Source organism: Actinomadura sp. BRA 177, from assembly GCF_013372625.1.
In the GTDB taxonomy this organism is placed as follows: Bacteria; Actinomycetota; Actinomycetes; order Streptosporangiales; family Streptosporangiaceae; genus Spirillospora.
This window is the reverse complement of the sequence record NZ_JABXFD010000586.1, coordinates 1-13177: the sequence shown is the minus strand read 5'-3', so window position 1 is coordinate 13177 and position 13177 is coordinate 1. Positions and strand designations below refer to the sequence as shown.

The window sequence follows — 13177 nt, the reverse complement described above, 5'->3', positions numbered from 1 at the left end:
CGTCGGTGGTGTAGCTCTACGTGTTCTGGCGGACGATGGTGGACCCGGATGGATGTCCACTGTCTCCTTCGTCGGCAGCGTCAGTGGTGGATAAGAGACAGGTCCGGGCGGTACCGGAGGGTGCGGGCGCCGCGCGCCGGCGGCGGCACGGGCCGTCCGCAGCCGGCGCACGGCCAGACCGCGACCGGGTCACCGAGGCGTGCGATCCCGGCGCGGTCGTCATCGGCCGCGGCTCCGCCCGGGTCGCCGCCGGGCGCGGCCTCCTCCGCGGCGTAGGCGGCCGGGTCGGTGATGACGGGAAGGTCGGTCTGCGTCGGGGCGGCGGAGGTCGGGGCGACGTCGTCGAACGGGGCGACCTTCTGGTCTTCCATGTGCCGTTGTACGCACGCGCCCCCGGAGTCGTTCGACGTTTCCGGGGGCGAGTTGCGATCGGCGCGTCCGGGGGCGGTCAGTCCCGCCGTTCCCCCAGGTAGTCCTCCCGCACGCGGCGCCGGCTGAGCTTGCCGGACGGGGTGCGCGGCAGCGACGCGCGGAACTCCAGCCGCCGGGGGTGCTTCAGTTTCGCCAGCCGCGGCTCGCAGAACGCGAGCAGTTCGGCGGCCAGGTCGCCGTCCGGCTCGGCGCCCTCGGCGGGCTCGACCAGGGCGACGACGCGCTGCCCCCAGTCCTCGTCCGGGACGCCGATCACGACGGCGTCGCCCACGGCGGGGTGCTGCAGCAGCACGGACTCGATCTCGGCCGGATAGATGTTGACGCCGCCGGAGATGATGAGGTCGGTGCGCCGGTCGCTCATGTAGAGCCAGCCGTCCGCGTCGAGGTGGCCGAGGTCGCCGGGCGTGTAGAAGTCGCCGTGCATCGAGGCGGCGGTCTTGTCCGGGTCGTCGTGGTACTCGAAGCCGGGCTGGCCGCTCGCGTAGATCAGGCCGGTCTCCCCGGGCGGCAGCTCGGCGCCCTCCGGGTCGAGGATCTTGATCTGGACGCCGTCGACCGCGCGTCCGACCGTCCCGGGGTGGGCGAGCCACTCGTGCGGGGTGGCGACGACGACGGGGCCGCTCTCGGTGGAGCCGTAGTACTCGTAGAGGACGGGCCCCCACCAGTCCATGATCCGCTGCTTGGTCTCGGGCGGGATGGGCGCGGCGGTGTGGAACACCTGCCGCAGCGACGACAGGTCGTACTTCGCCCGGACTTCGTCCGGCAGCCCGAGCATGCGGTGGAACATGGTCGGGACCATCAGCGAGTTGGTGACGCGGTGCCGCTGGATCAGCTCAAGGGTCTGCTCGGGCCGGAAGTGGGCGGAGATGACGACGGCGTGGCCGAGGCTGAGCGCCATCAGCGCGTGGACGCACGGCGCCGAGTGGTACAGCGGCCCGGCCACGAGATGGACCTCGTCGTCGCCGGGTTCGAGGCTCAGGTGCTTCATCAGCGTCTGCCGCATGACGTCGAACAGGAGCTCGGGCGGGAAGTCCATCAGCGGGCGCCGGACGCCCTTGGGCCGTCCCGTCGTCCCGGACGTGTAGAGCATGACCGAGCCCATCTGCCGCTTGGCGGGCGGGTCCGCGCTCCCGGACGAGCACAGCTCGGCCATGGAGCGGTAGCCCTCGGCCGGGTCGGCGCTGATCCGCCCCTCCGCGGGGATGCCGGCCTCGTCGGCGGCGCCCGCGACCGCGCCGGCGAACTCGCTCTCGGTGATGACGGCCTTGGCGCCGGAGTCGGCGAGGATGTAGCCGATCTCGGGCGCGGTCAGGTGGCGGCTGACGGGCACGAGGTAGAGCCCCGACTGCATCGCGGCCAGCATCACGGTGAGGAACTCGCGGCGGTTGCCGAGGACGGTCGCGAGCACACCGCCGGGTCCGAGCCCGAGGCCGCCCAGCGCGTGGGAGAGGCGGTTCACCTCGGCGTGCAGCTCGCCGTACGTGACCGGTTCGTCCCCGAGCACGGCGGGACGGTCCGGATGGTTCTTCGCGATCTCGTAGAAGCCGACACCCTCGACACCCATACGGCTCTCCCCTCGGTTCCGGTCTGGCCGGCGCTGTCCGGGTCGGGCGGCCGGGACGACCTCGGGATCCATCTGACCCGCCTTGCTGGCGCCCCGTCAAGACGATCGGGCGCACCGGCCCCGCGAAGATCGACCGGCCCCGGTCAGCGAACTCCCCTGACTGTGCGGGGCCCGCTACGTATCATGAAGTGTCAGGAACCGGGGGCCGGAGAGCGAGAACCCGCGCGGCGATGGGACGGGGATGGCGCAACCGTACGGCGGCGGCCGGCTGCCCGGGCCCGAACGCCGGGACGGGTTACCCGGCTGGCTCCGCCGGATCCTCCAGGTCATCGCGATCGACGTGGTCTCGGCCCTGATCGTCAGCCTCGGCGTGACGATGGTGCACGGCACGTTCTGGCTGAACGCGGGCATCGCGCTGCTGATCGTCGCCGCGGTGACGGCGGCCCTGTTCGCCTTCTACCCCCAGATGATGCACGCCGTCCTGGAGCGCGTGTCGAGGACGCTGCGGTGGGGCGGCGCGACGCTCGCGTGGGGGCTCGGCGGCGCCGCCGTGATGGCGCTGATCCTGCTGGCCGGCACCGGCGTCCACCGGCTCCGCGAGCACACGAGCTCCTGCGGGCAGCCGCTGGACCTGCGGGTGCTCACCGCACCGGAGACGCTCACCCCGCTGCGCGCAGCCGCGGCCGAGTTCGCCAACGACAGCGAGGACCGCGGCTGCCGCAAGTACAGCGTCACCGTCGTCCCGGAGGCGGGGCCCGTCACGCTGTACGACGGGTTCCGGCTGCTGTGGCGGCGCAGCGAGGCCGCGGACGCCGGGCACGCCGACGACCAGCAACTGTTCGGCCCGCAGCCCGACATCTGGATCCCGTCGTCGACGGCGGAGTACGACTTCATCCCGAAAGGCCCCGGCCAGACCACGGCGGCGAAGATGAGCGCCGAAGGCGCGCCCGGAAAGGGCGACCCGGTCTTCCGGGTGCGCGGCTCGGCCGGGACGTCGCCGCTGGTGCTGGCGCTGTTCACCAAGGCGCACGAGTCCGTCGCCGACCCGATCGCGGCGCCGATCGCGCCGAGCACGGGTGCGCTGCTGCAACGGGTCGCGGACGCGGGGGTGAAGCTGAGCGCGATCGCCCGTCCCGTCCCGGAGACGTCGACGGCGGCGCTCGCCGTCACGCCCGCGCTGTACGACGGGATGCCCGGCGACGACGCGGCGGACGAGCGGTTCGCCGAGCCCGCCGACCTGGTGGCGCCGGACGCGGTGTCGCTGCTGTGCCGGTTCCGGGAGCGGGCCGCCGCACAGGAGTCCGAGCCACCGGACGACATCGCCGTCGCCGTCCCGGAACAGGTGCTGCACGACTACGACATGGGGCGCCCGCTCGGCGACCGCTGCGGCGCCGTCGACCCGGACGCCGCCCAGTACGCCAAGTGGCGGCTGAACCCGTACTACGCGACCGACCTGCCGACGCTGGACTACCCGTTCGTCCAGGTCAGGTGGCGCGGGCAGGACACGCGGGAGCGGGACGCGGCGGTCACCGAGTTCCGCCGCTGGCTGGACCGCAACCCACTGACGCTGCAGGGCTTCCGCGACGACCGAGGCGTCATCCCGCCCGCCCGCGAGGGCGACACCCGGCATTACTACCTGTCGCGGTTGCAGGGCATCGTCGGCAACCGTGTGATGCCGACCGTCGTCGGGTTGCAGCCGCCGGACCGCGTCCAGGACACGCTGAACCGCATCGGCGCGGCCCGTCCGCGGACGTCGGTGTCGCTGCTGCTGGACGTGTCCGGGTCGATGGGCGGCGCGGCGCAGGCGCGCGGCGGCTCCCGGCTCGTGCGCGGGACGTCGTTCCTGCGCAGCCTGGTGTCGCAACTGCAGAGCAACGACCGCGCCGGTTTGCAGGTGTCGTCGGCGACGGCGTCGCCGAGCAATCCCGAGACGTTCGGGAACGTTCCCCAAGACGCGGCCTCCCCGGAGCAGAAGAACGCGATCACGAGCCGGCTGCAGGCGGTCGCGTCCGGCGGGGCCGACCAGCCGCTCAGCGACGCGATCGCGGCGGCCGACCTCGGGTCCGGCAAGCAGAATCTCGTCCTCGTCACCGACGGGCAGATCCCGGCCACCAACCCGGGGCTCGGGTCGCGGGTGAAGTGGCTGTCGAGCGAGTTCCGTGACCGGCATCCGGGGCTGCGGCTGACGGTCGTGCTGACGGGCCCCGCGACGTGCGGCTCCTCGCCCGTGAAGGAGATCGTGGCCGCGCTCGGCGCGAAGGACGGCGAGGGCTGCGTGACGCTGACCGACGCGCCCGAGGTCGAGCAGGCCGCCGAACTGCTGTCGGAGCTGCGATGAGGTGGATGCCGCACGGCCGGAGGGCCTGGGTCAGCGCGACGGCAGGCGCCGCGCTCGTGCTGGTCGCGTGGCTGGTCGTGGTCCTGTGGCCGGACGCGTCGTATCCGGCGATGAAGGCCGACTGCGACCGGTCCGAGCTGTTCGTCGCGGGCGGCACCGACGTCAGCTTGAAGAACCAGCGGCGCGCGCTGATCCGGCAGTGGAACGAGGGACGCTACCCGGACGGCCGCCCGCATCCGCACGCCACACTCGTGGAGGTGTCGGAGTCCACCGACCTGCAGCACAGCCAGATCAAGGCGGTGCAGGAGTCCGGCAGCTGCGCCTACGACGTCCTGATCATGGACAACACGTGGACGGCGCAGTTCGCCGACGCCGGCTACCTGCGCCCGCTCGACGGCATCGACGACCTGGACGACTTCTTCCCCGCCGCGCTGCGGACCGGCGAATGGGACGGCGAGCAGTACGCCGTCCCGTTCAACGTGGACGTCGGGCTCCTCTACTACCGGGAGGGCACGACGCCGCCGACCGCGTGGCCGGGGCTGGTCTCGTCCGACATCGCGATGCAGCTCGCCGACTACGAGGGGCTGACGGTGAACGCACTGGAGGCCGTGTGGAACGACGGCGGCGCCGGGCAGCTCACCGGGGAGGACCGTCCGAGCGAGGACGACCTGCGGACGAGGGTGTATCCGGCGCTGTCCCGGCTGGCGCCGCGCGCGCACGGGTCGCTGGCCGCGTCGCGGCAGTACGGGGAGTTGCAGAGCATCGAGGCGTTCGCGTCCGGGACGAAGCTGATGCGCAACTGGCCGTACGCGTTCTCGGCGCTCGCGTCCGAGCCCCGCATGCGGGACGGTACGCGGCTGCGGTTCGGGGTGACCGCGCTGCCGGGCCGCACCGTCCTCGGCGGGCAGAACCTCGCCGTGTCGGAGCACTCCCCCAACCCGGACGACGCCGCCGATCTGGTGGAGTTCCTGAGCGGGACGAGCAGCCAGCGCCTGCTGTTCTCGTGCGGCGGCTTCGCGCCCGGCCGCTACTCGGCGCTCGGCCTGTCGCCGGGGCGCCACTCCCCCGCCGACGTGAAGGCGCGGGCGTGCTCGTCGCTCACCGGGCAGCCGCCCGGGCCAGGCGAGGTCGAACTGCCCGACGAGGCGCAGCTCACCCAGCTGGGACGGGCCGTGGTGACCGCTTTGGGCCGGGCCGAGCCGCGTCCGGTGACCCCGCACTACAGCACGTTCACCAGCACGTTCCGCGGCTGCGTCCAGAAGATCTTCGACCGGGCGGGGACGGACGCCGAGTCGTTCGCCCAGGCGGTCGAGCGGTCGCTGGACGGGCGTACCGCGTCCTGCTAGCGGGCGCCTTCGAGGGCGGCGCGGGCCATGGTGTGCAGGAGGTCACCCATGGCGTCGCGGTCGAGGCCGGCGGCGCTGCGCGGGGTGGAGTTGAGCAGGCCGAAGCACGCGTGGACGGCGGCGCGCGTCCGGTCGTCCGGCAGGCCGGGGGTCAGCCGGCGCAGGACGGCGACCCATTCCTCCACGTAGGCGCGCTGCAGCCGGCGGACGCGGTGCCGCTGCGGCTCGGGGACGTTGTCCAGCTCCCGCTCGTGCACGGTGATCAGTGCGGGGTTGTCGAGCGAGAACGCGATGTGCCAGCGCAGCAGCGCGTCGAGTGCGCGCCCGGGGTCGGGGTCGGCGGCGCGGCGGACGCCCTCGGCGAGCAGCCGCTCGCTGATGTCGAGGAGCATCTCGGCGAGCACGGCCTCCTTGCCGCTGAAGTGCCGGTACAGGGCGGGGCCGGTGAGCCCGACGGCGCGGCCGAGGTCGCCGATGGACGCCCCGTGGTAGCCGCGGCGCGCGAACAGCTCGGCGGCGGCGCCGAGGATCTCGGCGCGGCGCGGGTTCGGCGCGCCGGTGAGCTGCTCGGCCCGTTGGGAGGTCATGGGAGGCAGTCTAGACTAGAGTTGTTAATGCACGTTAACATCGGCCCTGCATGAGCATTGTTAATGACCGTTAACCAGGAAGAGGGGGCATGGGCGGACCCGAGATCGGCACCCGCGCCGACGTCGCGGGCGAGGCGTTCAAGGCGGGCGCCGCGCACAACGAGGCCCTGGTCGCGGAGCTGCGCGACCGCGTCGACCGGGCGGGGCGCGGCGGTTCCGAGCGGTCCCGCGAGCGGCATGTCGCGCGCGGCAAGCTGCTCCCCCGCGACCGGGTCGACACGCTGCTCGACCCCGGCTCGCCCTTCCTGGAACTGTCGCCGCTGGCCGCGAACGGCATGTACGGGGACGAGGCGCCGGGCGCCGGGATCATCACCGGGGTCGGCCGCGTCTCCGGCCGCGAATGCGTGATCGTCGCGAACGACGCCACCGTCAAGGGCGGGACGTACTACCCCGTCACGGTGAAGAAGCACCTGCGGGCGCAGGAGGTGGCGCTGCAGAACCGGCTCCCCTGCCTCTACCTGGTCGACTCGGGCGGCGCGTTCCTGCCCCGCCAGGACGAGGTCTTCCCCGACCGCGAGCACTTCGGCCGCATCTTCTACAACCAGGCCACGATGTCGGGGCAGGGCATCCCGCAGATCGCGGCGGTGCTGGGGTCGTGCACGGCGGGCGGCGCGTACGTCCCGGCGATGAGCGACGAGGCCGTCATCGTGCGCGGCCAGGGGACGATCTTCCTCGGCGGGCCGCCGCTGGTGAAGGCCGCGACCGGCGAGGTCGTGACGGCCGAGGAGCTGGGCGGCGGCGAACTGCACTCCCGCACGTCCGGGGTGACCGACCATCTCGCCGAGGACGACGCGCACGCGCTGCGGATCGTCCGGGACATCGTCTCCACGCTGGGCCCGCGCTCGCCGCGCCCGTGGGATGTGATCCCGTCAGACGAGCCCGCCGTCGATCCGTCCGAGCTGTACGGGATCGTCCCGCCCGACTCGCGCACGCCGTTCGACGTCCGCGAGGTCATCGCCCGGATCGTGGACGGCAGCCGCTTCCAGGAGTTCAAGAAGGAGTACGGCGCCACGCTCGTCACCGGGTTCGCGCGCATCCACGGGCACCCGGTCGGGATCGTCGCGAACAACGGCATCCTGTTCAGCGAGTCCGCGCAGAAGGGCGCGCACTTCATCGAGCTGTGCGACCGGCGCAGCGTCCCGCTGGTGTTCCTGCAGAACATCACCGGGTTCATGGTCGGACGCGAATACGAGGCGGGCGGCATCGCCAAGCACGGCGCGAAGATGGTCACCGCCGTCGCGTGCGCCCGCGTCCCCAAGTTCACCGTCGTCATCGGCGGCTCGTTCGGCGCGGGCAACTACGCGATGTGCGGCCGGGCGTACTCGCCGCGCTTCCTATGGATGTGGCCGAACGCCCGCATCTCGGTCATGGGCGGCGAGCAGGCCGCGAGCGTCCTCGCGACCGTCCGCCGCGACCAGATGGAGGCGCGCGGCGAGGAATGGCCCGCAGCGGACGAGGAAGGGTTCAAGGCGCCGATCCGCGAGCAGTACGAGGCACAGGGGAACCCGTACTACTCGACGGCCCGGCTGTGGGACGACGGCGTGATCGACCCGCTCGACACGCGGCGCGTGCTGGGCCTCGGACTGTCGGTGGCCGCCAACGCACCGCTGGAGCCGGTCGGCTACGGCGTCTTCCGGATGTGAGGGTGTTGATGTTCGACAGCGTCCTGGTCGCCAACCGCGGGGAGATCGCCGTCCGCGTGTTCCGGACCTTGCGGCGGCTCGGAATCCGGTCCGTGGCGGTTCATACCGATGCCGACGCCCGCGCCCGCCATGTGCGGGAGGCGGACGAGGCCCTGCAGATCCCGTCGTATCTGGACATCGACGCGGTGATCTCGGCGGCCCGGGACTCGGGGGCGTCGGCCGTCCACCCGGGGTACGGGTTCCTCGCGGAGAACACGGCGTTCGCGCGGGCGTGCGGCGAGGCGGGGCTGGTGTTCATCGGCCCGCCGGCCGAGGCGATCGACGCGATGGGCGACAAGATCCGCGCGAAGCAGACGGTGGCGGCGGCCGGTGTCCCGGTCGTTCCGGGACGGGACGAGCCGGGTCTTTCGGACGCCGAGCTGGAGGCCGCCGCGCTGGAGGTCGGGCTGCCGGTGCTGCTCAAGCCGTCCGCGGGCGGTGGCGGGAAAGGCATGCGGCTCGTCCGGGACGCGGCGGACCTCGCCGAGGCCATCGCGTCCGCCCGCCGCGAGGCGCGCGGCTCGTTCGGCGACGACACGCTGCTCGCCGAGCGGTTCGTGGAGAACCCGCGGCACATCGAGATCCAGGTCTTCGCGGACGCGCACGGCAACGCCGTCCACCTGGGCGAGCGCGAGTGCAGCCTGCAGCGCCGGCACCAGAAGATCATCGAGGAGGCGCCGTCGCCGCTGCTGGACGCCGCGTCCCGGGAGCGGATGGGCGCCGCCGCCGTCGCCGCCGCGCAGGCCGTCGGATACGTGGGCGCGGGGACGGTCGAGTACATCGTCTCCGCCGACCGGCCCGACGAGTTCTTCTTCATGGAGATGAACACCCGGCTCCAGGTCGAGCACCCGGTCACCGAGCTGGTCACCGGCCTTGACCTGGTCGAACTCCAACTCCGGGTGGCGTCCGGCGAGCCCCTGCCGTTCACGCAGGACGACGTGGCGCTGGACGGGCACTCCATCGAGGCCCGCGTCTACGCCGAGGACCCCGCGCGCGGCTTCCTGCCCACGGGCGGGCGCGTGCTGGCGCTCAGCGAACCCGACGCGAGAGTCGACTCCGGTCTCGACGTCGGCACCGAGGTCGGCGGCTCGTACGACCCGATGCTCGCCAAGGTGATCGTGCACGGTTCAGACCGCGCCGAGGCCCTGCACCGCCTCGACCGGGCGCTCGCCTCGTACACGCTGCTGGGCGTCCCGACGAACGTCGCGTTCCTGCGCGCGCTGCTGCAACACCCTTCGGTCGTGTCGGGCGATCTCGACACCGGCCTGGTCGAACGGGCGTTGGAGGACCTGACCTCGGGCGACTCGGTCCCGCCGGAGGTGTTCGCCGCCGCCGCGTTGGAACGGATGCGGGCGCTCGAATCGGGCGACGACCCATGGGACATCCCGGACGGCTGGCGTCCCGGCGCGCACGCCTGGGCGCCGTGGATCATCACGCCGTCCGGGGGCGACCCGGTCGAGGTCCGCGTCCAGGGCCGGGCCGCGTCCGCCCGCGTCGCGATCGGCGATGGCGAGCCGGTCACCGCATCGCTGAGCAGCCCGTTCACCCTGGCCTACGGTGGAAGGACGACCTCGTTCGAGGCCGTCCGCGACGGCGGCACGCTCTGGCTCGGCCGGAACGGGCACGCATGGGCGCTGAGCGAGCACGTCCGCGCCGAGGGCGGCGCCGCATCGGCCACCGCCGGCGACGGCGTGCTGCGCAGCCCTATGCCGGGGACGGTCCTGGCCGTCAAGGCGGCCGAAGGCGACCGGGTCGACGCCGGGCAGCCGCTCGTGGTCGTCGAGGCGATGAAGATGGAGCACACCGTGACCGCGCCGCTGGCCGGCGTCGTGGCGAAGCTGCCGGTCCGCGCGGGCGCCCAGGTCGCGCTGGACGCGGTGCTGGCCGTGATCGAGGAGGCTCGATGACCGGAGCGAAGCGAGGACCACCGGGTCTCCCTACCCGGGTTTCCGGGGGTCGCCTCCCCGAAAGGAGGGCATGACGATGCGGGTTCCCCTCTCCGGGCTTCCCGGGCGGGTCACGATCTACGAGGTCGGGCCGCGGGACGGGCTGCAGAACGAGAAGGCGGTCGTCCCCGTCGACGTCAAGTCGGAGTTCGTGACCCGGCTGGCGGACGCGGGGCTGCGCACGATCGAGACGACGAGCTTCGTCCACCCCAAGTGGGTACCGCAGCTCGCCGACGCCGAGCAGCTGCTGGACATCCTGCCGCGCTCACCGCAGCTGCGCTATCCGGTTCTCGTCCCGAACAAGCGGGGCCTAGAACGGGCGCTGTCCAACGGCGTCACCGAGATCGCCGTTTTCGGCAGCGCGACTGAGACGTTCGCCCGGCGCAACCTCAACCGCACGGTGGACGAGTCCCTCGCGATGTTCGCCCCGGTCGTGGACCGCGCGCGCGCCGAGGGCCTTTGGGTGCGCGCCTACGTGTCGATGGTGTGCGGTGACCCGTGGGAGGGCGACGTTCCCATCTCGCAGGTGGTGTCCGTGGCGTCCCGCCTGATGGACATGGGCTGCTCGCAGCTCAGCCTCGGCGACACCATCGGCGTCGGCACGCCCGGCCACGTCACCGCGCTGATCGGGGCGCTGGGCGAGGCGGGCATCGGCACCGAGCGGCTCGCCGTCCACTTCCACGACACCTACGGGCAGGCGCTCGCCAACACCCTCGCCGCACTCCAGGCCGGCGTCACCGTCGTGGACGCGTCGGCGGGCGGCCTCGGCGGCTGCCCGTACGCGGAGAGCGCCACCGGCAACCTGCCCACCGAGGACCTCGTCTGGATGCTGCACGGCCTCGGCGTCGACACGGGCGTCGACCTGGCGAAGCTCGCCGAGACCAGCCGCTGGATGGCCGGTCACCTAGGCCGCCCCAGCCCGTCCCGCGTCGTCCAGGCCCTATCCCCCGAATCGGAGTAATGATGATCGACTTCACGCTCAGCGACGAGCAGGAGGAGCTGCGGCGGACGGTCGAGCGGTTCGCCCGCGAGAGCGTCGCCCCGGTGATCGGCGACCTGTACGAGCGCGGCGAGTTCCCGTACGAGATCGTCGCCGCGATGGGCCGGATGGGGCTGTTCGGGCTGCCGTTCCCCGAGGAGCACGGCGGCATGGGCGGCGACTACTTCACGCTCTGCCTCGCCCTTGAGGAACTCGCCCGCGTCGACTCGTCCGTGGCGATCACGCTGGAGGCGGGCGTCTCGCTGGGCGCGATGCCGATCTACCGGTTCGGCTCGGACGAGCAGAAGAAGCGCTGGCTGCCGCAGCTGACCTCCGGCGAGCGGCTCGCGGGCTTCGGCCTCACCGAGCCGGGCGGCGGCTCGGACGTGCCCGGCGGCATGCGCACCACCGCCCGGCTGGACGGCGACTCCTGGGTGATCAACGGTTCGAAGGCGTTCATCACGAACTCCGGCACCGACATCACCGCGTTCGTCACGGTCACGGCATTCACCGGCGAGAACGAGATTTCCACGATCATCGTCCCGAACGGCACTCCGGGCTTCACGGTCGGCCGCAAGTACTCCAAGGTCGGCTGGTCGTCGTCCGACACGCGCGAGCTGTCGTTCGACGACGTGCGCGTTCCGGCCGAGAACCTGGTCGGCGAGCGCGGCCGGGGTTACGCGCAGTTCCTCCGCATCCTGGACGAGGGGCGCATCGCGATCGCCGCGCTGTCCGTCGGCCTCGCCCAGGGCTGCGTGGACGAGTCGCTCCGCTACGCCCACGAGCGGGAGGCGTTCGGCAAGGAGATCGGCCGCTACCAGGCCATGCAGTTCAAGATCGCCGACATGGAGATGCGCGCGCACACCGCCCGCCTCGCCTACTACGCGGCCGCCGCGAAGATGCTGCGCGGCGAGCAGTTCAAGAAGGAGGCGGCGATCGCGAAGCTGGTCGCGTCCAACGCCGCGATGGACAACTCCCGCGACGCCACGCAGGTCTTCGGCGGCTACGGCTTCATGAACGAGTACGCCGTCGGCCGCTTCTACCGGGACGCGAAGATCCTCGAAGTGGGCGAGGGCACCTCTGAGGTGCAGCGCATGCTGATCGCACGGGCGCTCGGCCTGCCCCCGTCCTGACCCTGGCGGCCGGCCCGCGCGGACGGGCCGGCCGCACCGGTCAGCGGATCTTCGACAGGTCGATCAGCTTCGTGCCGCCCTTGCCCGACAGGAAGAAGACCAGAGGATCACGGTCGTCGCGCCGGGAACTCGGCACGGTTCCGGAGTTGTACTGCCTGATCCCGGTATCGAGCAGCTTGCCGGTCTTGAGGTCGTACAGGATGTAGTCGCTCGACGGGAGCTTCGCCGGTTTGTAAGGAAGGAAGCGGTCGAACAGGATGCCCATCCCCAGGTACTCGTTGGGGGGCAGCGACCGGCCCGCCTTGCCGTCCCTGCGCTGCACGGCCATGGGCGGCTCCCCGTGGTAGGTCACGCCGGACGCCGCATTGCCGACGCACCAGGTCACCGAGCATGACCACGCACCCTTGTACGGCGCGAGGGTCGCCTTCACGCGCTCACCCGTCCGGACGTTGCGCAGCGACTCGTACTGGACGTCACCGAGTTTCTCGCCTTGCGCCGGCGAACCGATCCAGGGCCACGAGACGATCTGGAAACCTTCCGTACCAGGGAGCTTCTGCGGCGCGCCACCCGTGAGCGGCGCCTTGTAGACGCCGGTCTTCATGGCCCACACGACGTCGCCGCCGTCGATCAGCAGCGCGGACAGCCCCGCGTCGTCCATCCCAGTGATCTTGCGAGCCGGTCCGCCCTGCACGGGCGCGCCCCAGATGTCCACCGTCCTGGTGCTGCCGTTCCCGTGGGCCAGCCACCAGACGACCCACCCGCCGCCGACGGTGAAGTCCGAGGCGAAGGTCGTCGAATCCTTCGGGACCACGACGTCGGTCAAGGCGGTTGCCCTGCCCGCCTTGAGGTCGTACGCCCACAGTTGGTCCGTCTTCTCGAAGGACGACGTGGATGACGCCAGCAGCGTGTCGCCGTCCAGCATCGTGACGGGGAACAACGGCCGCCCGTTAGGCAACTCCCGGGGGATGCTGCGGACCGCATCCGGCCACTTCTCCCGCACCTTGACCGGCGTCCCCAGCCCGGCGAGCGACACCTTCTTCAGCTTCCCCGCCGTCGCGACGGGCGCCGCGTCCCCGCCGGACCGCACGGCCGCGCCGACTGCCCCCGTCC

At 72.2% G+C, this 13177-nt stretch carries 10 protein-coding genes; 6 read left to right on the top strand and 4 right to left on the bottom strand.

All coding sequences use genetic code 11. From position 1 onward, the window contains the following. Positions 1-80 precede the first annotated feature (80 nt). Both HUX53_RS33435 and HUX53_RS33430 read right to left on the bottom strand, forming a co-directional pair. Entirely contained in the window at positions 81-371 is a 291-nt protein-coding gene (locus HUX53_RS33435; protein ID WP_176407248.1) for a hypothetical protein, read from the bottom strand. A gap of 77 nt (positions 372-448) precedes the next feature. Next, positions 449-1996, bottom strand: coding sequence for an AMP-binding protein (locus HUX53_RS33430; RefSeq protein WP_176407246.1), 1548 nt, complete (start codon positions 1994-1996; stop codon positions 449-451). Positions 1997-2237: 241 nt separating this feature from the next. Between HUX53_RS33430 and HUX53_RS33425 the strand changes: the two genes are divergently transcribed. Both HUX53_RS33425 and HUX53_RS33420 read left to right on the top strand, forming a co-directional pair. Beyond that, complete coding sequence (locus tag HUX53_RS33425) at positions 2238-4334, top strand: hypothetical protein (RefSeq protein WP_176407244.1); 2097 nt, start codon at positions 2238-2240, stop codon at positions 4332-4334. After that, complete coding sequence (locus HUX53_RS33420; RefSeq protein ID WP_176407243.1) at positions 4331-5680, top strand: extracellular solute-binding protein; 1350 nt, start codon at positions 4331-4333, stop codon at positions 5678-5680. The genes HUX53_RS33425 and HUX53_RS33420 overlap by 4 nt, the downstream gene beginning before the upstream one ends. Here the strand turns inward: HUX53_RS33420 and HUX53_RS33415 are convergent. Continuing rightward, positions 5677-6267: a TetR/AcrR family transcriptional regulator gene (locus HUX53_RS33415; protein WP_176407241.1), complete on the bottom strand. Its 591-nt coding sequence runs from the start codon at positions 6265-6267 to the stop codon at positions 5677-5679. The genes HUX53_RS33420 and HUX53_RS33415 overlap by 4 nt on opposite strands. A gap of 89 nt (positions 6268-6356) precedes the next feature. On the opposite strand from HUX53_RS33415, the gene HUX53_RS33410 reads away from it, so the two are divergent. The 4 genes from HUX53_RS33410 to HUX53_RS33395 all read left to right on the top strand — a co-directional run bounded on the left by HUX53_RS33410 (position 6357) and on the right by HUX53_RS33395 (position 12067). Beyond that, the gene (locus HUX53_RS33410; protein WP_176407239.1) at positions 6357-7970 is read left to right on the top strand and encodes a carboxyl transferase domain-containing protein; all 1614 of its coding nucleotides are present in this window, start codon (positions 6357-6359) and stop codon (positions 7968-7970) included. A gap of 8 nt (positions 7971-7978) precedes the next feature. Continuing rightward, positions 7979-9916 carry an acetyl/propionyl/methylcrotonyl-CoA carboxylase subunit alpha gene (locus HUX53_RS33405; RefSeq protein ID WP_176407238.1) on the top strand — a complete coding sequence of 646 codons (1938 nt, stop codon included), beginning with the start codon at positions 7979-7981 and terminating at the stop codon, positions 9914-9916. A gap of 76 nt (positions 9917-9992) precedes the next feature. Next, entirely contained in the window at positions 9993-10916 is a 924-nt protein-coding gene (locus HUX53_RS33400; RefSeq protein ID WP_176407237.1) for a hydroxymethylglutaryl-CoA lyase, read from the top strand. Positions 10917-10918: 2 nt separating this feature from the next. Further along, entirely contained in the window at positions 10919-12067 is a 1149-nt protein-coding gene (locus tag HUX53_RS33395; RefSeq protein ID WP_176407250.1) for an acyl-CoA dehydrogenase family protein, read from the top strand. Between the two features lie 40 nt (positions 12068-12107). On the opposite strand, the gene HUX53_RS33390 is transcribed toward HUX53_RS33395, so the two are convergent. Beyond that, on the bottom strand, positions 12108-13177 hold a 1070-nt coding region (locus tag HUX53_RS33390), incomplete at its 5' end, for a hypothetical protein (protein ID WP_176407236.1).

Coding starts and splice junctions, on each gene's coding strand:
- HUX53_RS33435 (WP_176407248.1), bottom strand. CDS start 371: ATGGAAGACCAGAAGGTCGCCCCGTTCGACGACGTCGCCCCGACCTCC.
- HUX53_RS33430 (WP_176407246.1), bottom strand. CDS start 1,996: ATGGGTGTCGAGGGTGTCGGCTTCTACGAGATCGCGAAGAACCATCCG.
- HUX53_RS33425 (WP_176407244.1), top strand. CDS start 2,238: ATGGCGCAACCGTACGGCGGCGGCCGGCTGCCCGGGCCCGAACGCCGG.
- HUX53_RS33420 (WP_176407243.1), top strand. CDS start 4,331: ATGAGGTGGATGCCGCACGGCCGGAGGGCCTGGGTCAGCGCGACGGCA.
- HUX53_RS33415 (WP_176407241.1), bottom strand. CDS start 6,267: ATGACCTCCCAACGGGCCGAGCAGCTCACCGGCGCGCCGAACCCGCGC.
- HUX53_RS33410 (WP_176407239.1), top strand. CDS start 6,357: ATGGGCGGACCCGAGATCGGCACCCGCGCCGACGTCGCGGGCGAGGCG.
- HUX53_RS33405 (WP_176407238.1), top strand. CDS start 7,979: ATGTTCGACAGCGTCCTGGTCGCCAACCGCGGGGAGATCGCCGTCCGC.
- HUX53_RS33400 (WP_176407237.1), top strand. CDS start 9,993: ATGCGGGTTCCCCTCTCCGGGCTTCCCGGGCGGGTCACGATCTACGAG.
- HUX53_RS33395 (WP_176407250.1), top strand. CDS start 10,919: ATGATCGACTTCACGCTCAGCGACGAGCAGGAGGAGCTGCGGCGGACG.